The organism is Cryobacterium sp. Hz7 (genome assembly GCF_004402815.1).
Classification (GTDB): Bacteria; Actinomycetota; Actinomycetes; order Actinomycetales; family Microbacteriaceae; genus Cryobacterium; species Cryobacterium sandaracinum.
The window spans coordinates 44188-64325 of sequence record NZ_SOFB01000052.1 but is presented as its reverse complement, the minus strand read 5'-3'; the positions used below and the strand labels follow the sequence as shown (position 1 = coordinate 64325).

Here is a 20138-nt window from a genome sequence, read left to right as displayed (position 1 = left end):
CGACCGTCACTCCCCCAGACCAGAAAAGCAAAACGCCCCGGCAATTGCCGAGGCGCTCTGTGACAGCCGGTCCGGGCGAAGGGGGTGGAACTAGTCGTGAGCCGCGGAGGCAGCGTTTGCAGACCATGCGGGACCCGCACGCTAGGCTGCGGATGACCGCCGAGACCGGAGACACATGCGCACTGGTTCCCTATTCACAGCAGCACTACTCGTTCTGCTCACAGCCAGCGCTTGCACAGTCGCACCGTCGGACGTGAGCGTGCCCGCGGAGCAACCGATCGCCATAGCTCCGCTCAATACGGCTCCCGAACAGGCCAGCGACGCGGCACCGCTGACTGCCTACGGAAACCACCCCGCTTCGTTTGGGGTCCCCATTGACTTCGAAGATTCCGTCGCTGTGGTGGACGGCGCCGTGTTTGATCCGCCGTGCACTGAGGACAGCTCCCGAGCCCCGGAGAACGGACACTTTCTGGTCCTTTCGACCACGGTCGACTTAGGACAGCACGACGGCGTGAATGCACTGAACAGCTTCGGGTTCAAGTGGATTGGATCAGATGGGGCCACCATGTCGGCGGGGCTGTACACGAACGCGGCGAGGTTCTGCTTTCCACTCGGTGAGATTCTGCCTGCAGCCATGGGGCCCGGCCAACATGGCTCGGGCAAGATCGTCCTCGACGTGAACTCGACTTCCGGAACACTCATGTGGCTACCGGATGCAACCCAGCCCGGCTATGAATGGGCCATCGCAAGCGCACAGTAGCGGCCCTATACGTCTGCTCGTGTCTCGCGCATTAGCTGCACAGCCTCGTGGGCGGCATCGGTCCAGAATCCTTCAACGGTGTGGGCTCTGGGATACTTCGTTCAGTCCCTCACAAATGAGGGGTTGACAACGCCTGACCTGTGAAGCCGGGCCGGGGACGTCATTCCAGCAATCATCACCGAAGATGACCACCGTCCGACACCCCCGCCCTGCACCACGAGCGGGCACCGCAATATGGACCCCCTACCGTTGTTCGCACAGAGTTCCCTTCATAGGATGATGTGCTCGCTATCTCTCTTTGTCATCGAAAAGGAGATCCATGTCAGACGGCACGATCCCGAACGAAGTCCGCGAAAGCATGCACTACCTCATCGAGACCGCCCAGGCGCAAGGCCACGGCGATGAGTTGGTTATTGCCATCCTTCGCGAGGCGGCTGCTTTGCTCAAAAAGCGCCAGCCGCGCGGCGGCGCCCTCTCCGACGAGCAGGTCGCGTTCCTGATCGAGTCAGGGACCTTCACGGCCGCGGAGTTTGCTGACATCGAGGCCAGCCTCGCACGCGGTGATCTGGCGAAGCAGGAGCGCAAGACACGACTGGAGGCAGTCATCAATTCGCTGAGCGCCGCCGAGGTTGCGCTGCGACTCGGCATCGACGCGTCCCGGGTGCGCCATCGCCAAGCAAAGGGCGGCTTGTACTCGTTTACGGCCGGCGGCAAGCGCCGTTACCCGTTCTGGCAGTTCACCAACGACCCCGCACAGCCCCTGCTTCCGGGCCTCGCCGCTCTGGTGAAAGGCCTCCCGGAAGACATGCGCCCCGCGAGCATTCAGGGCTTCATGTTGACCCCCCAGGAGGACCTGCTCGTTGAAGGCCGACGCGTGACTCCGGTGGAGTGGCTGCTGCACGCCGGCGACCCTCAGGCGCTCGTGGACATCCTCGACAGTTTCCTCCAGTCTTAACATCCGCTCCTCCCTGACCGACGTAGATTGCTGCTACGAGGCTTGAAGCCGCTCGCAGTTCGTTGCACGCACCGGGGCCTTGCGTGAAGGGGTCGACCACAAGATGGCCCTCGCCGGCGGCACGCCCGGTACCGCCGGACATCACGTCGGCGCCCGAAGCGCGGAGCACGCTGCGTCGCCAAACACCTGTGACATCTCTGGCGACGAGGACCGCGGCAATCTGATGGCTGTGCAACGGTGCAGAAGATCGTTGTTGCCTTCAGACGCACCAGAATCGCGCCCTGTTCGCGACTTTCTGACGCGTTCTGCGTGCTGCCACAGTTCGCTCTTTCGCGCCGTTTCAGCGCTTCAGGTGACGAACGCTGTGCGTGCACTGTATGACGTGTTACTGTAAATGTCATACACTTTACAGGAGGATTTAATGGCAGTGCTAAACGTCCGAGTGGACGATCACGTTTACGAGCAGCTCAAGATCATGGCCGACAATCAAGGGATTTCGCTCAGCGAACATGTGCGCGACCTTCTCCTTGAGTCGGTCGTGCCAATCGGCGGCGAGCCCGAACGTCGTCACGGTGACGCTCCCGTGCCTGACAGCTTGCGACTCATGGATCGGCAGGTTCTCTCGCTGCTACACCGCATTCTCGCTAGGGTCCTTCCCGACGACGAGAATGACGACGACGGCAATCAAGACGATCAGCTGCAGATGGCCCGCAACCTGGAGCATGGCTTCACTCTCGAGTACTGGCGAGAAGCAGCGGGGTTCGAGACCGAATTGTCCCGGCGCGACAGTCAGCGCTTGACGGACGTTCTGCAAATGTTCCGGGTGATCATCGCGAGCGTGAAGCATCACGAAAGGGAGGGTGCACCCGTCGACGACGCCCTCATTGAGCGACTGTCTTTTCGCGGATTTGACCACAATGACGCCCTCGAAGGCCACATGGCGCGATACGTCCAGCATCTTGTCAGCACGGGCCGCTGGGAGGAACTCAAGCCCTACATCCAGGACAACGATGGAGGCAACTCGCACATGCAGATGCTCGACGTCTACACGAGGATGCTCGCAGAGTATCGACGGATCATGGACGGTCGCGCGCGTGGCAGCAGCATGATGGACGCCTGGTTGCTATCACCGGAAGAGCTTTCTGCGATTGAAGATGCGACAACTCACCCGAGTCGCCGGGGTAAGTAGAGGACCCCGTTACCGAATTCAGGGGAGGGCTCAACGCTGTGCTGTGGTCCTCCGTCTCGCGCACAACTGCGTTTTCACCACGAGATGCAATCAGGTACCCAAGAGCAAGGTCGCACTGAGACTCATCCGGCCGGCCCGGCTGGGCGATGCTCCCCGCGCGATCGCGTCTGTCACACCTTGTTGCGCAGAGCCCCCACCTGGCCGACGGCCGGAGCGGCCGGGCCGAGCCGAGGCTTGCCGTGTCCGGTGTCTCCGGCTCCAACGCGGTTGCTGCGTTCGGTCAGGCTGACCAGGGCTAGATGCCTGTCGGCCGTCCAGCACACCAGTCTCCCCTTCTGATCCTTAGTGCGGTCAAGGATGCCCGCTTCGGCGAGCTGCACCAGAGCGCGCTGCGCTGCAATTGTGGACACTCTGTATTGCCTGGCCACGGTCTCGATGGTCAGGACCGGGTCGGTGGCCAGGGCAGCGACGATTCGCAGCACCACTGCGTCGCTGCGCGGAGTGGCCGGTCTGATCCCCTGCTCGCCGCGATAGCGGATCAGGTCCTCGAGCACAGTTCTATCCAGAGCGGCGATCTCGTCCGAGAGCAGCACTGCGTTTGCTGCGGCAAGTTCGGCCGCGTGGGCGAAGCCGATCACCCAATCATCCAGACGGGACGGTATTTCCCGGAAAGCCGTCAGCCCCTCGAGGTAGGCGTCCTTGTCGCCAGCAAACACGGTGCTGATCGGGATCAGGGTGTTCCTCAGAGCGTCAGCCCTGCGCAGCACGGTGTGGATCAACGCCCGGCCGGTGCGGCCGTTGCCGTCGATGAACGGGTGAATGGTCTCGAACTGAGCATGAGCGATCGCTGCTCGCAGGACGGGGTTTCCGTCTGTGGCGGTGACAAAGCGCGCGAGGTCGTCGACCAGGCGCGGGACCTCGCTCTGGGGCGGCGGCACGAAGTCGGCGCGCAGGGGGCTCCATCCGGGGCCACCGACCCAGTTCTGCTCGGTGCGCAGACCCACCTCGAGCGCGGGCTCGATGATGTGCTGCAAGGCCGCGATGTCGCTTGTTGTGACTGGTCGATCGCGGTCAGCCAACTCAGCGATGGCTTCCTCCGTGGCGCGGACGTTTGCCACGACCTCTACCGCAACGCGCGTGCCCCGTTGCAGTAGCTCAGCGATGGCGAGCTTCTTTGGGGTCACGCTGTTGCCTTCGATCCAGGACGACGAAATGCTCTCGGACCGGATCAGCAAGTGGTTCAGGTATCCACCGCGCTGGCCAATTCGCTCATCCGCGCGTGCAAGCACTGCCAGCGCATCCTCGGCGGCCTGCTGAGCGTCCCGTCCGAGTTGCGGCAAGTGCTCGCCCAGCTCGTCAGGAACGTAGGCCCGGTAGCGCCCGGGCGCGCGGTCTTTCCGGCCGAGGTGAGCAGCGTCCTCGGGGTTCCAGAGCAGGTCGACGTAGTGAGCCACGAATTACTCCTAACGTCATTTACCGAGTTAGTATATTAACTTTATATCGTATAAAGGTAATAAATAGTGCCTTTGTGCATCGGTAGCTCGCACGCTCCCTTGCCTGGGTCGATGAAGTTGCTCTGGTGGGTGCCGCATCTGCTCGAGCTGCGCATCAGGATTCACCCCACAACTGACCTCAAGAAAAGCGGTCACAGTGGGCGGGACCAAGGAACGTACTTACGAGAGCGGACTCCTGTGCGAAAGCCCGGCCGCCCGCTACCAGCTCAGCGTCGTCTCCCCAATCGTTCCTGCATCCCTCTTCCTCCGCCTAGCTCCGCTGGCGCCGGCTGCCCAGCCTCGCTCTGCATCGGGGGTCGTGTTCCACTGTGCTCGGCTTCGCCAAAACTGACGCGCCGCTCCCCGCCCCCTTGGACGAGATCTCCCGAAGGATGTGGAGTACGCACTTTCTTAGTCCGGTGGAAGAGTGCACCGAAAAGCTGCTGCCGCTGCGCTTATGCGCGCCATCCAGAGGTGCAAGGCGTGTGCATCCCGCGCCCCAGCTGTCCGTCGAAGAGCGGTCGCTTGCACACCGTGCACGTCGGGTTCGACGATTGCTCGGCCGGGGACCGCCCGACTGCCTTGGGAGCACGTGCCTCGAGCGGCTTATTGCGGTCGGCCTCAAACGCCTCCGTGCGTTGCTGAGCGATCCGCAACTCGTCCAGCCGGCGAGCATGCTCCCTGTCCCGGTCTTTGATCCGCTGGGCCTCGACCCTGACGGACGCTGCGACCCGGTGGGCCATCTCCTTGGCGGATATTGGCCCCCGGGGCTTCCCAACGATGAAACCGGTCGTGAGCTCGCCGTCCCAGCCCAACCGGCGCTTGGACTGCGCGTACCCAGCTGCGACCAGAGCCTCCAGCCACTCTCGCACCATGAGATTCATCTCGTACTTGGGGATCCCCGGAATCGCCAGGTGCGCGACACACTTGCTTTCGTAGATCGCGGAGCCGGTCGGCCGGCCCTCCCAGAACTCCTCGAATAACGCGCTCTGCCATTGCCCCGCGGGCATGGGAATCCCGGGTCCAACGCTGGTCTTCACGTTCAAGAACCTGGGCCACCGGCCATCGAACCTGTCCAGCACCGTCTTGTACGCCTCGGTCGCCTGCCATGCGGGCTCCAGGCGTTCAGCAGCGAGAAGTGCCCTACCGCGTCGCTGCGCCAGAGCCAGCGTCTTGGCTTCGGCGCGCTGGATGGTGCGCTCAGCCTCCCGCGCCGCCTCGAGCGCGAGGCGCTCCTGCCGCAGCTGGTCTTGACGCGCGACTTCGGCGCGGTGCGCAGCGTCGGCTACACGGTTCGTCTCCAGATGCTCAAGCAGGTCGCTCGCCAGGCCGGTGGACACGACGCCCGACGTAGCCAGGCGAAAGTCGTCCAGCGGACTCAGCACCAGCCGGCCCGACCCGCTGACCGTCGGGATGTCCACTGTGGTGCTCCCTGGGCCATGACCGTTCGAGACCGTCGTGCCGAGCTGGTGAGTATACGGGTTCAGCCAGAGGAGCCGCAGACCGCTGGCGGCGACCGCTTCGTGGGTCGGGCTCAGGCGCACCTGGTCGGGCGTGTGCTTGTCCAGCACCAGCTGCGCGCCGACATGGCCGAACAGCCAGACATCCGGGATCCCCTGCCTCACGTAGGAATCATGGCGTTCCTGCCACTCGTCCCGCTTCAGGTAGGCGTACTGGATCTCGAAGGCGATCCGTGAGCCCGTGGCGACATGCGTGACCATCACGTCTGCTCGCCGCTCGCCCGCGGAGTTGGAGCGCTCTTCCTTCTGTATACGGAACCCGGGAGCCGGGTACTTCTCGCGCAGCCAGAGCGCGATCATCTCGCAGCCCTGAATGTGAAAGATGCCCTCAGGCGCGTGGCCGCCGCCGGAGAGGTGCATGTACCCGTCGCGCTTCTTCTTGCGCGCCACCGTCGTCAGGTGCGGCGTGGGGCAGTCCCTGATCGGACATTGCAGGGACGCCTTCGTGTACGCGCGCTGCGCTTTCGCTGTTCCGTCTTCGAGAAGCACCAGCTCGTCGGTGTCCTTGTCGCGGGCGAAGATCAGTCGCACTTCGCCATCCTGGAATGCGGCGAGAACCTCAGCGGTGTGGGCCATGCTGGAAAATCTATTGCCTGCCGACGACAACCCGTGACTAGCCTGCACGAGGCCACCAACTGACCAGCGCGCGGTCGCTTCGCGCCCGCGGTCGGGCACCCTGATTCAAGAGCCAAACACGAGGGCGGCGCCTGACCAGAGTCCGGTCAGCCTGCGGCCCATTCGCGCCCCCTGCGCTTCTCTGCGGAAGCTGCGCGTATCTGTCCCTGCGCGGCTGACCAGCTACTGGTCAGCCGCTGGTCAGCAACCCGCAATAAGGCACAGATCCTGGTCTCCCCTGCCTGAATTCCTCAGAATGCCCCTCGGAGATGCAGGCGTAACCAAGAAAGCGACCACGTAACGGCCCGTTGGTGGCCGCTCCTCGCCCCCTTGGAAGGGATCTCTCCAACGACGAGGGTCTCGAGCTCCTGCGGCCGAGGAGCTGTGCACCGAAAAGGCTGCCGCTGTGCCGCAGCGACGGCGGAGCCGATCAGGCCAAAGCCGTCCCCGGGGCTACCGCCCCGTCGGCATGGACGCGCAATCCAGCCTCGACGCAAGCGTCGAACCTGGATCCCCTGAATGTCCGAGGGTGCGAGGTCGGCCTGACCCTTGAATCGGAACTTGGACATCGACTGGGCCAAGGCTTAGCAAAGTTCCGAATTACAGGATGCGCGAGACCGTGCCAGTGACTGTGACGGCCGTGAGACTTGCGGAGTGACAGCGCCTCCGCGTCGGAACTGGGACGTGCTCTGAAGCGGGCTCTGATACTCGGCACAGTGACACAAGGTGCCACGCGCGCGCCTCGGCCATGAAGGAGCTCTGCTGCTCCCAGGTAGCTGATCTGCAACCGGGTCTGCGGCCAACCAGGCGACGGCATTCGTGTCGACTGACGTCTCCAAGGCAATGAAGCTCCCACTGCCCCAGAGCGCCGCTGCGCGGCTGTGGCGATTCCCGCTTCGTTATCTGCGTCGATCGAAACGGATGGTCTGAGACGAGCTCAGACACGGCTGAAATCGCTAGGAGGGAGGTCTCCGCGTTGCTCCGACCTGCGCCGGTGATGAGGCAAAGGCAGCCGCGTGCCCGCGGCTGCGGCGGGGTGAAACGAGCTTGAGTCAAAGGGTGAAACGCGCTCTGCGTCGCTGCGCTCCATGGCTGTCAACCCGGTGCCAAGGCCCCGGAAAAGCTGTTGAGAACCAAACCCCGCCTTTCCAACGGAAATGGATGCCACTGTTAACAACCCCTAGTGCTGTTGACTGCGTCAACGGGGTTGTGAACAGATGAGGTGAATCATCCATTTACGCTGATGCACCAGCAGTTTTGACCTCGATTCTCCGCTGGAGCTCCGAATACGGGGGAGGAAGGGAAAGGGCATAAGAACGATTGGCACCACGCTACGTTTTTCATTCCGCTGCGCTCCATGAAAATCTTGCGTGGTGGTCGGCGCAGCCGACGATCGCTGCGCCCTCCGCTACGCTGCGGTCTTGCCCTTCGTCGCTGCGCTCCTTGGGTCCTTACTTCACTCGCTGCGCTCCCTCGCGCTCCCAACCCCCGCCGGGGTTTGTCGGGTGCCTTGCTGCCGACGCCTCTCCTCCGCTGCGCTCCCCCACGGACGCCGACAGGATCCACCGGTTCCACTCGGTGAACAGTGAAGCGTTGAAGCTGCCTCACTGAGGCCAACGAAAGCTGATGGTGCGCGGCGATCGCGACGCTGGCGCGCCGAGAGTGGCAGTAGGAGTCCGACACCCAATTCCCGAAATCTCAAGGCCCAAGGGGCAACTGTTGGCCCATATCCACGTCGCCTCGCTCGGTGACCTCTGGGATGCGCGGGGAGCTGACCGCGAGTCGCTCAGAAGTCCTTGGCGCGCCAAGAGCAACCAACTCTGCGAATCCGCTCCGCCAACACCTGCCAAGGCCGTGCGAGAGCAACTGCAGCGCGCGATCCGCCGGGTTGTTCGACCACTAGGTTAGGCGAGCGCCCCAAGGCCAACCGATGCGCAAGGTGCGACTAACTTGCCAACGCCGAGATCGAACAGGTGTCCCGACACCGTCGTGTTGAGGTCTTCGGTCTGCCATCTGAGGCTGGCCGAACGAGTTTGGCTGCCTTAATAGGGCATCCACTCCGTACTTGGAGAGCCGTCGTAGGACCAAGCAGTGATCGGCAACCTTGCAAAATCATTCTCTGAATGATTTATACGAATGATTCAGCGCAACACTATTTTTAAGCAACCAACCATTCCCTCAACGATGCCAGCGAGGCCACCTACCAAAGACGGGGCATTCGCCGGGAGGTCGTAAGCGCTTCTGTTGTTGCCGAGGAGGCCAGCGGTGCGGCTACGGTGCGCGACACGCCGCAAAAACGCGTCTCTGCTCGTTTACCAGAGCCCGCCGACCAGAGGCAGTATTGCTACCCGGACAAGGCCCCGACAAGTCCTACGCTCGCTAATTATGAACCAGTCCAGACACGCTTCCAGTCCCAACCCCGGCCCCGCGCCCCGACACACGCAAGGAGCCAGCGACCCGGATCACACCCTCGAGGAACTCGGCGATGCACCTGCAGGGCCGGACGGCGACACCGCTTGGATCATCGACAGTCTGAGTGAGACGTCGACAGGGCCGAGAGCCATCGTAGAGTCGGACAACCGGTGGTGACCGCCCGGACCAGGCGGCTCGTGTTCCGGGCCGAGACGAACCTTGAGAGCTACCTGAAGTTCCACCTACCGTTTCTCCTATCGCTTCTGGGACAGGATCTGTTGATCATCGGGAGGCAGGTGAGGACGGTCGGAGGGCGTATCGATCTGCTCGCGATCGACGCGAACGGCGTCATCTACATCATCGAACTGAAGCTGAACGAAGCCTCCCCCGCAATCATCACCCAAGTGCTCGCCTACCGGCGCGGGATCAAGCGGCTAAACAGGGAGGGCATCATTCGCCTCGTCGCTGACGGTGATCTGAACGTCGACTTGACGGACGCTTTTCAACGCCACTTCGGCAACCCACTACCAGAGACCGTGAATGAATCTCAGGTGCTCATGATCATCGCCGCTTCTATTCACCGCAGGACCGCGCAATCCATCCTGGAGCTCAAGGATGGCGGGTACTCGATATCTGCGTTCCGCTACGCCATCCAATCCGACGCCGTGAGCCTCATTCCGTGCTGTCGTGATGATCAGGATATGGAGGCATTGCACCCCGAGACGAGGCCGCCGGCTCTCCGGAGAACTCCGACCGTTTCGGCTTCGTCTCGGGCGCAGATCTACAAGGTACACATCGACCTGGAAATCAGATGGTTCTGGAAGAGCCACGCCCAACATTTCACCGGGCCCATCGTGACCTTCAGATTCGTCTACGAGCAGTACGAGAAATGGGTTCACAGGCAAGGGTCCGAAGGCCTGCAGCTACCTGTCCGCACGTACGGGCAATTCGGTCGGCAGCTGCCTGCGCTCATGGCGGAGCGCGGCGAGTGGACCCCCGTCTATATCGCCCCTGGGAGCAGTATGAACACGCTCGCGACCTTAACAAGCCCGCCTTCAACTCGGACACAACGCGACGCCAATCACTGGATTGCGGCATACCTGAGAAATCCGGTCTATCAAGCATCTGCAGCTTGACGAGGGTCGCCTCATCTCTCGCTCTAGCCTCCGTACATTCAACGGTCGAATGATGGGTACTTGCCTGATCTCGCTGGACCCTCTACAGACGCCCGCGCCCGTCGATGCGTCGGACGCCCCGTCGCGCACGCCTTGGATGGCGCGACGGCAGCAGCCGGTTTCCTTGCGCAATGCACAATATCGCCGCGTTCACGCTCGAATCCGGGAAACACCCCTACCGCCGATAGTAGGGATAAGTGCGATTATCGGGTGTAAAAAACCACCCCCTTGAACCGAGATGAGGCTGCGCATATTTGGGGGTCGGAACGTGCTCTGGATTGCCAAATAAAGTGTCGCCTGCTCGAATAAAGTGTCGCCGGTTGCTCGGAGCGACACTTTATTTGGGCAACGGCGGTCCGTGGTCGGCGTGGACGCGGGTCGGCGGGCTTCTCGCGGGTTTCGTTTTCCCGTCGGAAGCATGGTCGGAGACGTAGATCTTGCTCGGGGCGACACTTTATTTGGACAACGACGGCGACACTTTATTTGGCAGCCCGCTCAAAGGCTGGGGCAACGGCGACATTTTGCGCTGTCGTTCACAACAGGTTCAACGCCGCCCGGCAGCACCGGGGTGCGGCCGGGCATCCGTCGGTGACCCGAGGGGTGCGGTCGTGGTGCACCAACTCGGCGACGACGAGCGTCCCGCCCAGATCGGCGAACAAGCACGCCGACAAGATCACCTCGTCGGAGTCAGTGCAGCGTGATGCCAAACTCGCGGCTGACGTTTGTCAGCTCGGCGTCCGAAAGCAGGATCGGTTCGGTTCGCACGGTGCCGATGATGCTGCCGTTGAACACTGCCCAGCACTCGTGGCTCTGGAACCGCGACAGATAGCGGATGCCACCGTACAGCGGCACCCCTTCTTCGTCGACGCAGCGTGTAAAGCCATTTCGCAATCGAGCGCGTGAGAAGCCTGTTCGGGCCGCGAACGAAGCTGACATCGAGTGCTCGGACTCCCAGTTCGTCGAGCTGCTCCGCCATCGCCGCCGTCAGATGCGTGAGCGTTGAGTCGCGCTCGATGTCGACGAACGGCAGGGGGTCCTCAAGCGAGAACTCTGCCAGGGCTCGAGCGTCACGCCAGCTACGAGGCATAGACCCCTGAGCCATGATCGACTCGCCTTCTGCGATCCTATAAGCCTTGGCCGACGGCCGGAAGTCAGCAAGGACTTCCTTGTACGCGCCCGTCTTGGTGGTAGCGCAGTAGAGCACGCCACCACCAACCACGTCAAAGCGCCCGCCTTGTTCGATGTTCGCTGCGTCTACCGCGTCAATCTCAGCGAAGTGGATCACGCCGGATCGGCGCCCGACGCGGAAGGCTGTGGTGGGGAATTCTTCTGTGATGAGCGCTGTAGCCAGCGGCGGCAACGGGTCAGCCCGCGTTCACGTACGCGCGCGCTGCGGCGAGTACGCTGCGGGCGTCGCCGACGGCGAGCCGTTCGACCGGAGAGTCGTCACCCAGCTGTGGGTTCATGCCAATGAACCATGCTCGTGCAACGTAGGCATCATCAGCTCCTTCGATCAAAGAGAAAACGTGGAAGGCGTCGCGCAGTCGTTTCTCATCGTCGACCTTCAGCTGGGCGCCCGGCTTCAGCCAGCGCTCGATCGTCCGAGCGTCCTTGTCGAAGATTGCGGCGACGGCGTGCTTGCCGAGCGCCGCGACAAGCGCCCGCAGAGCGTCGTTCTGGTCGCTGCCCACTGCCCGCTCGTGAGCGCTTCGTCGGCGTGGGGCTACCGAAGTTGCAGCCGTTGCCGAAGTTGCCTTAGTCATGTTCGCCTCCAGGCTGTGCAGAGATGGTTCAATAGTGTCGCGGTTATGTCGCGATTCTATCACGCGTTTGTCGCGGTCTCGATGATGCGAGCGGTTGCCCTCGCGAGGCGCGACAACTCATCGCGCGACGTGCCTCGCGCGTAAGGGGCTTCAATCTGCCGCAAGGCAGCGGTGTAGCTCTGGCCGGTGAAGGCTTGCCACGCACGAGCGTCCTGCTGGAGTGCTCGATCGCGGGTGTGGTTGGAGGAGGTCATCTCAATCTTTTCCGGGCTCTACACCCCACGCCTGCATGCCCTGAGAGAGAGAGAGAGAGAGAGAGAGATAGAGAGAGAGAGAGAGAGAGAGAGCAAGGAGAGAGAGAACTCAACTCGATAGGCACTGCATTTCTGGATCGGCAACCGTTGTCCTTAGCGTCTGAATCGCGTGGGGATTCAGACTCGGAGTGCGGCGGTCCAGACCGCCGAGATAAGCATATTCCGCGGCGGTGACAGCGCGGCTCGTCGACGTGAGGGTGCAGTCGAATCTTCAGTGCCATACGTGGTTTTTTCAGGCTCCCCCGCGCATAATCAGTACAGGAACAGGAGGCACACCATGACGATCAACGAGATTCCGCAACGTCAGAGCGACAGCCGACCTAGCCCGAAAGCTCAGGCCGTAGCCGCGCGCGTTCGAGTGAACGCAGACCGCCGCGTCGGCGTGGAGACGCCACAGTGGATCGTCAAGCTTTCTCAGACACCCGCCGCGAAGTAGTTTCTTTTCTCGCCAAGACAGCGAGCTCGTAACCGGCTAGATGTCTTCCTCGAGTGCATGCCGCAGTTCGACACTGTTTGTCAAAAACAACGGTGCGCGTTGCGTCCGCGAGTCTCCATTTCACGCCATCATCGCGGCCTGGATGCGGCGGTCGAGATCATCCAGCTCGGCCAGCGCCTCGGACGCAGCCCACACGCGGTTCTTTTTGCGCCCGGTGATTTCCTGGATGTACCCAGCCTGGGTGAGCTGGCCGATGGCCCGGTATGCCTGAGAAGCCACGGACCCGGACCGTGCCTCGATTTCGGCTGCACTCATCACGGGGTGGTCATAAAACGCGTGAATCAGTGTGGCGGCCGCAGATCCAGCGCGAGGGCGCAGCTCTGCTGCCCAAAGATCCGGCATTGCCTTCAGGCGAGCGATGGTGCCGCGCGAGCACTCGGCGGCAGCACGGGCTGAGTGCGCGAACAAGTCGATCAGCGGCGCCGGGTCGCCCAAGCGGTACGCGCCGAGCGATGCGAAGTAGTCGTCGCGGCGGGCGAGGAGACCACTGGCCAGAGGCACAACGGCGTTACGGGTGACGCCGCGGCGACGCAGCACAGCGGATACCAGCGCACGACCGATGCGACCGTTGCCATCAGTGAAGGCGTGGATCGACTCGAACTGGGCGTGGCCGATCGCGGCCTGCACCATCACCGGAACGTCGTCGCGGTTGAGGTACGCCACCAGGTCCGTCATCAGCTCAGCGACTCGTGCGGGCGCCGGCGGCACGTGGAGGGCACCCCGCGGTGAGTAGTCGCTTCCGCCGATCCAGTTCTGCATGTCCCGCAGACGACCTGCGTAGCTCGCCTCGTCTGGATCATCCTTCATCAGCGCGCGGTGCGCGCTCGTGATGTGCTCCAGCTCAAAACACTTGTGCTGCTCAACGGTGGTGATGAGTTCATGAAGCGCAGCCGAGGCGGCGACCATGCTCATCGCCGAGGCATTGCCCCGGTTGCCGGCAACCGCTTGGGCGTAGTCCAGCGCCGATGCAGAGATGCGCTCGATCTTCGAGGAGGCCACAGATTCCGAACGCACCATGAAACGGCTCAATGCAGCAGAATGGCCTTCCGCGTCAGTGCCTGCTTGGGCGTCAGTATCAGCCTGCGCGACGGCGAGAAGGGCTTTCTCGGTTTCCAGCAACACTGCCAGAGGCGGCATGTAGTCGAGCGTCTGGATCAGTGGCGGGATTGTCGCGTCGACCGAGCTCAGCACCCGGTCTTCACGCGTGCCGCCGCGTACCTGCTGACGCCAGGGCAGAGTCTCAACCCCGTGTGGAGACCAGGCAGTGTTGGTGATCTCAGCGCTCATAACCACAACTTTATCGCACCTAGATGGGGTTTGTCATTGCTAAACACGAATTAGCACCCGAACAGTGGTGCTTAGCTCCTTCAGCGCCTAGACGTCGTCGAGCAGGGCCTGCGCCGGTTGATGGGGCCGGAGAGCACGTTGGATTGCCAAATAAAGTGTCGCCTGCCAAAGCGGCTTGCTCGGGGCGACACTTTATTTGGACAACGACGGCGACACTTTATTTGGCAGCCCGCTCGAGCGCAGGCGTCGGGGCGACGACATGCGCGATCGTTCACAGCCGGGAGTGCCAGGGCGCCGACATGCGCGATCGTGAACTGTCCTTTGCTAGGCGCTGGCGCGATGCGGTCCGGGGTGGCCGGCCTTGCGGATGCACTTGCGGCCCGCTCGAGGCATCTGCTTGCTGCACCGGTCTTCTTGACGATTGGTCATTACCCACTCGGCTGAGTCGAAGTGTGCGCCGCCGCGGGCACGTTGCAACGCAGCGAGGAGCGCTTTGGTCTTGTCGGGCCCGTTCTCGCCCCAGCCGCGCTCCAGAGCGGCTGAGATCTCATCCTTCGACAGAAGCGCTGCCATGGACTCGGACAGCAGCCCGGCCGCTACGGCAGCGCGCTGCTGTCCTTCCGGCGCAGCCTCGGGGAGGTAGTCCCAGCCATCGAGACCTACTGACTCGGCGGCGACGTCGAGCAGGCTCAGCGCTTCCCAGAGCTGAGTGACCTCCTCGTCGGTCAACAGTCCGGAGGAGGCAAGGCTTGAGGCCAAGTCATAGACCTCGTCGTTTCGTCGAGGTCCGACGCAAAGCACGTAGATGCTCGCTACGTTCTCGTCGACGCGATAGACAACTCGTTTCGTCTTTTCTACGACGGCTACGGTGTTCCAGCCGACGAGCATGCGGTCGTTGCCCCGAGCACTGAGTGTGTGGCTTCCGCCGGGATCAGAGCACAGGGCGACCACGGTCGTCATGATCTCGAGGCGTTCTACGCTGGAGCAGGCTTCCAGCTGCTCGACGAACACGTCGGAGAAGACGATCTCGGCCTGGTCGTCCGGAAGACGGTTGCCAGGCTTCACTAGCGTGCAGTAGGAATCTGCGCAGCCTGCGCAGCCTGCAACCGCACAGCTCGCTCACGAACGACGGTCTCGTTGAGACCCAGTCGGGCGCACACGTCAGCCAAGGAGTTCTGACCGCCTCGAGCTTCGGCGAGATTCGCGTATGCCCCCAGAACCTCACGCGATGTGTCTCTGAGCACGCGCACTGTTTCGTCGAGGCGCTCTGCCGAGTCGATCACAGCGACGTCATGACCCATTCGCGTGAGCACGATACGCTGCTGGGCCGCATCGGCGGCAACCGCAGAGATCCCCTTGCGGGCGGCGGTGGATACGGGCATGCGCAGCGCTGTCATGCTTGCAACTGTACACATCTCTGTGCATTGTTGCAACGACCGCTATCTGCTTCGGCTAGAGCACGGGAGTTCACCTTGGTCAGCACTTCGCGCGCTGTCCGCAGAGAATTCAACAGCTATGCGGTCACAGGCCAGTCCGGCCTACCGCGGAGAAACGGGAGGTTGCCGTGAACATCTCCGATGAGTCCAACGCGGGCGCCGAGGTCGATGGTCAAGGTGTTCAATGCCGCGTCCTTCTTCTGGTTGTCCGGGTGAACGTGCCGCGCTCAACCAGCAGCATCGTCCCGGTTCTGTTGCTGATTGACGCCACGGGCGTCCTACAGCGGGTAGCGCAGCGCGAGACCAGTGGATATGCACGACTGATACGAAGCCGCGTGATCGTCTGCGCGGCGTGCGCGGTGACGCGCCGGCGTCATGTGCCCGCTCAGGCTTCGGCAGCTCGCGCAGTGCTGCGCCTGGGCTGAGAATCTGCTGGCGTAGGACCGCTGGGCGCCGCAGTCGTCGCAGACCCAGGTCCCGCAGGCGGGGCATTCGGGGTGCGTGGCGCTCTGGGGTTCCTCGGTTGTTGCGGCATTCGACATGGCGTTGCACCCTTCGTAGGACGTGTGTGAGGTAGTGACGTGTCAGCCCGCGTCGCTGATGTATTGCCGCACGACGTCGTAGAAGAGCGCAGCCTCCACCGGCTTGGCGAGCAGCACCCCCGTGAGAGCTGCCTTGTAGACAAGGGACCGCGGATAGAACTGCCGCCGCTTGTCCAGCTGGATCACCGTCGTTCCGTGACGGATGTCCTTCCGGCGGCCTTTGTACACGACCCAGTGCGCTCCGGGAACGTGTCCCAGGACGACCTCGGCGACGTAGGCCTGGACCTCGTCGATCAGGCGCAGTTGTTGCCGGGTGACAGGGGCGTGCGTCTCGACGCCGTCTCCAGCAGGTAGAACCAGAGGATTCCACCAGGCCGGAATCCAGGACGTCGGCATCGGCTCGGCTGTCTCCGGGAGGTGCTCCAAGAACCACGAACCGATGCCTCGGAGGCTCTCGATGCTCGCGTCTGCTTCGGGGCCGCCGGTTTTCCGGAGGTGCTCGCGGATGCGGCCCTGCGCATCGCCGATCCCGTCCAGATACGCATAGTGTGCTCGGGCGATCTCCTCTTTCGAGGCGTACATCAGAATCAGCATGCGGTCTTGTTCCCCATTAGTACGATCCCCCCGGATAGTTAGATGGCGCAGTGCAGCGTCACGGCTGTGCCTTGATCCTCCATGGCACCTCTGACGCGCGGGCTGGTCGAATGCCCGGCTGCTACGTTCTATTCCAAGACGATGACTTCGTACCCGCGAGTGCCGGCCCAGGTCTGAGCGTCAGCCACAACGTTGTCCCGGCTCGCAACGGCTGCGATTCCGGTGGAGTCCTTGTGCGAGGCCGTGGTCGCCCACAGCATCTCGTAGCCCCAGTCGGCGGTTGCGCTTGCGGTGTTGTAGACGAAGACGACTTCCTTGCCGGTGGCGTCGGCAACGGCGTCAGCGTTGTTCATGAGGCTCAGAAGGACGCCGTCCTTCTCTGTTGTTTTCAACGCACTCATCAACGGGGATGCGCCGCTCTTGATCACAGCCACCACCTCAGTCGGCAGCGGCTGCGTCGGGTCGATCGTGACGACGCTGCCATCGGGCATCGTGTAGTCGCGCAGCGCGTTCTTGGCCAGCTGCTCCGTCTCGAACGCGGAGAGCGTGCCGTTGCCGTCGCGGTCGCCGGGGATCGCGGTCGGCGTGGGAGTCGCGCTGGCCGGCGCGGGGGCTGCGCCGGGGATAAGCCCGGCGACGTCACCGCTGGCGGGACTGCACCCGGTGAGGAGTGCGGCGAGCAGCAGTGCTGCGGTCGTGGTGAGGATGGTGCGTCGGAATTTGGTCATGATGGTTCCCCCCAAGGGATGTGTCGGTGCCCGCTCAGCGTATTGGCTGGCGGGGTGGTGTTTGCGGTGGTGCCGCGTGGTGTTGGCGGGCGGTTGCCTGACGAGCTCTATCCCGCAGAGATGACCGCGCCGTCGCGCGTGTAGACCCTGCGGCACCCAAAGCGTCGACTGCGGCCTGCGCCTCGTTGTGGCTCAGGCAGATCGTTGGACCAGGCGACGCCTGCTGTGAATACTGCTTCTGCACTCACGCGCAGCCAGCAGGTCTAGCGCACGTACACCACCGCGTACTCGCTCGCGTTGTCCCGGCCAGCAAGGAACGCGTCAACGGCGCCATGCGCGGCAGCCTCGTCGTCGAGCAGAACCCCGGCAGCTGGGCCGCCGGAGATGGACCACTTCATGGTCTTGACCTCATCGTAGGAAGTCGCGTATCCAAGCGCATGCAACGCGATAATGACGCGCTTACCCGTGTTCTTGGCGATGAAAAGCTGAGCCGAACCGAGAGCGGCGTCCGCGCCTTCCTCGTCAGCGAGAATGTCGACGAACGGGGCGAGCGTGGCGGCAGTCTTCGCGTCCATGTCAGCCTGCACGTTGGCTGGCAACGGTTCCGTCTTGCTCACGACGACGAAGGTGCCGTCGGCCATCGGGTACGCGCGCTGGCCCTGGCCGGCTTTCAGGAGGACGTCCGCCTGAGCGGCGTCGACAATGTCGCCGGTTGCTGCTGTGGCAGCGGCTGCGTTCGGTGTAACCGCGGGCGACTCAGCAGCTGCGGTCGGCACCAGGCCGCCCAGGGCGCTGGAGCCGCTAGCGCAGCCGGTGAGGCCCGTAGCGAGCGCGAGCGCGACGCTCGCGCCCAGGATGGTGCGTAGGAATGTGGTCATGGTGGTTCCCCCAGAAGAATGTGATGGTACCCGCTCAGCGTATTGGCTGGCGGGGTGGTGTTTTTGCGCTTGGCGCGGGTGCAGGGTTCGGGTGCAGAGTGCAGAGTGCAGGGTGCAGGGTGCAGGGTGCAGGGTGCAGGGTGCAGGTGCAGGGTGCAGGGTGCAGGTGCAGGGTGCAGGGTGCAGGGTGCAGGGTGCAGGGTTCGGGTGCGGGGTGCGGGGTGCGGGGTGCGGGGTGCGGGGTGCGGGGTGCGGCGCCGCGCTCCGGCGGTGACCTGCTGCGTTACGCGGGACGCGAGTCGATGATGAACTGCATCATCTCAGTGGCCTCGCCGGTGTCGAACAGGGGGGCGAGGAGCTGGTTGAATTCGAGCTGGCGTCTGGCCGAGATGGAGATCGCGTCGTAGCTGTTCTGCATCAGGTGCCCGGCCATCATCAGCTTCGCGGTGCGCTTGTTGCCGTCGAAGTAGAACTGTCGCCTCGTCGCGGCGCAGAAGTACGCGATGGCCTGCTCGCGTGGGTCTTCAACATCTTCAAGGAGATAGGCCCTCAAGCGAGAGAATTCTCGCTTGAGGTTCGTGCCATTCTCGCCGGGCTCCGAGGCGTGGAAGGTTCCGAGGGAGCCGATGCTGACGTGTCCGCCACCGCCGGCTGAGCCCTCGCCGCGGAAGTGACCCGACTCGATCGCCTCATATACGGCGACCTTGGCATGGATCTCATCGCTCGTTGCCTTGTCGAGGTGGAATTTGCTGGTACCAACAAGCTCGTCGGTGAGGTTGAACCCCTCGTTGAGAGCGAGAATCTGGTCCTGGTCCGCGATGCGGTGCCCGGTGACGGTGATGCCTTCGAGGAGGGTCTGCACCTCAGGGAGCGTGTACGGGTTGCCTTCTAGCGCGGCAGCGTCCCAGATGTACTCCGGCAGGGATGCGCGGAACCGACTGCGCGCGCGGCCCACAGTTGAGCGCTCGAGAAGCGACCAATCGACGGCGGACCGATCCCAGGTGATGCCGGTCTCCTCGAGCTGGACCTGCGTTGCCGAGGAACTGAGAGAGGTACGGGGCGCCGGCGGCCGGCCGGTAGCGCTGGCCGGCTTCGGTCTCGGCTGCTTCACGAAGCGGTCAGCGCTGACAGCCCAGGCTCTGTGCTCAGCTGGGTTGTTCTGAGGCTTGCTGGTCTCATCCATGCTTCACCAGCTCCGGGCGATGCGCTCTGCGGCTATTCCGAGGGCGCCTCTGATGCCGAAGGCGTCGAGCAGACCCTGGATCGGAGCCGCGAGCTTGATCTTGCCGTCCTCCCACGAGTCGACCTCGACGCCGGCGGTGTACTCGGCGATGATGAGGTTCGCCTTGTTGGGGCGAACCGTCTCCATGTTGTCCAGGAGTCGCGCGAAACGGTGAGTATCTGCGGTGTGCACGATGTACGGGCAGGCGCTGGTGCCTGGCAGAGCACCGCCGTACAGGGCCCCCTCGTCATCCGGCACGCCGATTCGGTCGATGACAGCAGCGCCGGAAATCAGCCATTCTTGCTGGGAGAAGTCGCCGGCCGAGGCGAGCTTGAGCTCAGTAACGTGGCCGCGCAGAAACACAGTGCCGGGTCGGTGCAGAAGGCTCGAGCTCTGCCCGGCCTGCGAAACGATGTCCACCGGGTTGCCGTCTGGCACCCACCGGCGAAGACGCTCGACCCATTCGTCGACTTTCTTCGCCTCTCCGGTCGTCCCTGTGGTCAGAAGGTATGAAGCCTCGTACAGCGGATCAAGGATCACCCGAGCTGCCCGTGCCGCATCCGGGTCTGACAGCGGCGCCAGGGAGAGCACGAGCTCAAAGCCTGCGGCCAGGGCAAGCTCGCGGACGGTGCCAATGGCTGGGTCGACGAGGCCATCGCGTACCCGGTACTGCGTCGACCTCGCGAGCCCAGACCGCGCCGCGAGGGCGGACTTGGACAGCCCGGACCCCTCGATGATCTGGTCGATGATGCGTTGCAT

Annotated in this window: 19 protein-coding genes; 6 read left to right on the top strand and 13 right to left on the bottom strand. The window is 63.3% G+C overall.

Annotated elements, in window-relative coordinates; translation table 11 throughout:
• Positions 1-253 precede the first annotated feature (253 nt).
• The 3 genes from E3N86_RS12390 to E3N86_RS12380 all read left to right on the top strand — a co-directional run bounded on the left by E3N86_RS12390 (position 254) and on the right by E3N86_RS12380 (position 2904).
• The gene (locus tag E3N86_RS12390; protein ID WP_134512081.1) at positions 254-760 is read left to right on the top strand and encodes a hypothetical protein; all 507 of its coding nucleotides are present in this window, start codon (positions 254-256) and stop codon (positions 758-760) included.
• 319 nt (positions 761-1079) lie between these two features.
• Positions 1080-1715, top strand: a complete 636-nt coding sequence (locus E3N86_RS12385; protein ID WP_134512080.1) for a hypothetical protein — start codon at positions 1080-1082, stop codon at positions 1713-1715.
• A 421-nt stretch (positions 1716-2136) separates the two neighbouring features.
• Positions 2137-2904: a YfbU family protein gene (locus E3N86_RS12380; RefSeq protein ID WP_134512079.1), complete on the top strand. Its 768-nt coding sequence runs from the start codon at positions 2137-2139 to the stop codon at positions 2902-2904.
• A 170-nt stretch (positions 2905-3074) separates the two neighbouring features.
• On the opposite strand, the gene E3N86_RS12375 is transcribed toward E3N86_RS12380, so the two are convergent.
• Together E3N86_RS12375 and E3N86_RS12370 are read right to left on the bottom strand one after the other, a co-directional pair.
• Positions 3075-4358, bottom strand: coding sequence for a Fic family protein (locus E3N86_RS12375; RefSeq protein WP_134512078.1), 1284 nt, complete (start codon positions 4356-4358; stop codon positions 3075-3077).
• Between the two features lie 494 nt (positions 4359-4852).
• Complete coding sequence (locus E3N86_RS12370; protein ID WP_134512077.1) at positions 4853-6493, bottom strand: hypothetical protein; 1641 nt, start codon at positions 6491-6493, stop codon at positions 4853-4855.
• A gap of 2624 nt (positions 6494-9117) precedes the next feature.
• Here E3N86_RS12370 and E3N86_RS12365 point away from each other — a divergent pair.
• Complete coding sequence (locus E3N86_RS12365) at positions 9118-10080, top strand: hypothetical protein (RefSeq protein WP_206751012.1); 963 nt, start codon at positions 9118-9120, stop codon at positions 10078-10080.
• Between the two features lie 712 nt (positions 10081-10792).
• Here the strand turns inward: E3N86_RS12365 and E3N86_RS17900 are convergent.
• From E3N86_RS17900 to E3N86_RS12350, 3 genes are all read right to left on the bottom strand, one after another.
• Positions 10793-11323, bottom strand: a complete 531-nt coding sequence (locus tag E3N86_RS17900) for a hypothetical protein (protein WP_370295491.1) — start codon at positions 11321-11323, stop codon at positions 10793-10795.
• Between the two features lie 160 nt (positions 11324-11483).
• The gene (locus E3N86_RS12355; protein ID WP_134512074.1) at positions 11484-11810 is read right to left on the bottom strand and encodes a hypothetical protein; all 327 of its coding nucleotides are present in this window, start codon (positions 11808-11810) and stop codon (positions 11484-11486) included.
• Between the two features lie 131 nt (positions 11811-11941).
• On the bottom strand, positions 11942-12136 hold the full coding sequence (locus E3N86_RS12350; RefSeq protein WP_134512073.1) for a hypothetical protein: 195 nt from the start codon (positions 12134-12136) through the stop codon (positions 11942-11944).
• A gap of 337 nt (positions 12137-12473) precedes the next feature.
• Between E3N86_RS12350 and E3N86_RS16895 the strand changes: the two genes are divergently transcribed.
• Positions 12474-12632 (top strand): hypothetical protein, encoded by a 159-nt coding sequence (locus E3N86_RS16895; RefSeq protein WP_166785088.1) that lies wholly within the window; start codon positions 12474-12476, stop codon positions 12630-12632.
• Positions 12633-12752: 120 nt separating this feature from the next.
• On the opposite strand, the gene E3N86_RS12345 is transcribed toward E3N86_RS16895, so the two are convergent.
• The 3 genes from E3N86_RS12345 to E3N86_RS12335 all read right to left on the bottom strand — a co-directional run bounded on the left by E3N86_RS12345 (position 12753) and on the right by E3N86_RS12335 (position 15376).
• The gene (locus E3N86_RS12345; protein WP_134512072.1) at positions 12753-13979 is read right to left on the bottom strand and encodes a Fic family protein; all 1227 of its coding nucleotides are present in this window, start codon (positions 13977-13979) and stop codon (positions 12753-12755) included.
• 324 nt (positions 13980-14303) lie between these two features.
• On the bottom strand, positions 14304-15044 hold the full coding sequence (locus E3N86_RS12340) for a type II toxin-antitoxin system RelE/ParE family toxin (protein ID WP_134512071.1): 741 nt from the start codon (positions 15042-15044) through the stop codon (positions 14304-14306).
• Positions 15044-15376, bottom strand: coding sequence for a hypothetical protein (locus tag E3N86_RS12335; RefSeq protein ID WP_134512070.1), 333 nt, complete (start codon positions 15374-15376; stop codon positions 15044-15046). The genes E3N86_RS12340 and E3N86_RS12335 overlap by 1 nt, the downstream gene beginning before the upstream one ends.
• A gap of 167 nt (positions 15377-15543) precedes the next feature.
• Here E3N86_RS12335 and E3N86_RS12330 point away from each other — a divergent pair, with 167 nt between their 5' ends.
• The gene (locus tag E3N86_RS12330) at positions 15544-15840 is read left to right on the top strand and encodes a hypothetical protein (protein WP_134512069.1); all 297 of its coding nucleotides are present in this window, start codon (positions 15544-15546) and stop codon (positions 15838-15840) included.
• Between the two features lie 159 nt (positions 15841-15999).
• On the opposite strand, the gene E3N86_RS12325 is transcribed toward E3N86_RS12330, so the two are convergent.
• The 5 genes from E3N86_RS12325 to E3N86_RS12300 form a co-directional block, all read right to left on the bottom strand.
• Positions 16000-16551 carry a hypothetical protein gene (locus E3N86_RS12325; protein ID WP_134512068.1) on the bottom strand — a complete coding sequence of 184 codons (552 nt, stop codon included), beginning with the start codon at positions 16549-16551 and terminating at the stop codon, positions 16000-16002.
• A 128-nt stretch (positions 16552-16679) separates the two neighbouring features.
• A complete protein-coding gene (locus E3N86_RS12320) occupies positions 16680-17279 on the bottom strand; it encodes a hypothetical protein (protein WP_134512067.1) in 600 nt (199 codons plus the stop codon).
• A 263-nt stretch (positions 17280-17542) separates the two neighbouring features.
• Positions 17543-18157: a hypothetical protein gene (locus E3N86_RS12315; RefSeq protein ID WP_134512066.1), complete on the bottom strand. Its 615-nt coding sequence runs from the start codon at positions 18155-18157 to the stop codon at positions 17543-17545.
• Between the two features lie 283 nt (positions 18158-18440).
• Complete coding sequence (locus E3N86_RS12305) at positions 18441-19340, bottom strand: hypothetical protein (RefSeq protein WP_198412914.1); 900 nt, start codon at positions 19338-19340, stop codon at positions 18441-18443.
• Between the two features lie 3 nt (positions 19341-19343).
• A complete protein-coding gene (locus E3N86_RS12300) occupies positions 19344-20138 on the bottom strand; it encodes a hypothetical protein (protein ID WP_134512065.1) in 795 nt (264 codons plus the stop codon).